A 412-nucleotide genomic window follows, 5' to 3' on the forward strand; every position below is an offset into this window, starting at 1 on the left:
CGCCAGGAGCGCGACCGCCTCGTCCTCCAGCTCCGCGCCGAGGACCCCGCGCGGTGGAGCTACTCCGCGATCGCGGACGCGCTGGGCTGCAGCCCGGAGCTCGTCGCCCTCGTCGTGCGTCGCTCCCGCTGACGGCGGTCCGGCCGGGCCCGTGCCGTCCTCCCGGGCCATCCCGGGACCTCGGACCCCTCAAGCCCGGCGCCGGCGTGTCCGATCCACCGGGGTGGACCGCGTCGCGCCCGCTCGGGCGACGACCGCTTCACCCGGGGAGCGAGCTCTCCGGCCACCAGACACCAGCATGCACAGGGGAGCCCTCATGTCCGACACCTACGCACCGCCTCCGCCGCCGCCGAGCCCGCAGCCAATCGCCCCCAAGGCGGGGAACGGCCTCGCGACCGCCGGCTTCGTGGTC

1 protein-coding gene is annotated in these 412 nt (G+C 76.7%); it reads left to right on the forward strand.

Going from position 1 to position 412, the window contains the following annotated elements; translation table 11 throughout:
* The coding region (locus G3I71_RS53125) for a helix-turn-helix domain-containing protein (RefSeq protein ID WP_203733230.1) at positions 1–132 on the forward strand (132 nt) is incomplete at its 5' end.
* Positions 133–412: the final 280 nt, after the last annotated feature.

Origin of the sequence: Streptomyces sp. SID12501 (assembly GCF_010550245.1) — a bacterium.
GTDB lineage: Bacteria > Actinomycetota > Actinomycetes > Streptomycetales > Streptomycetaceae > Streptomyces.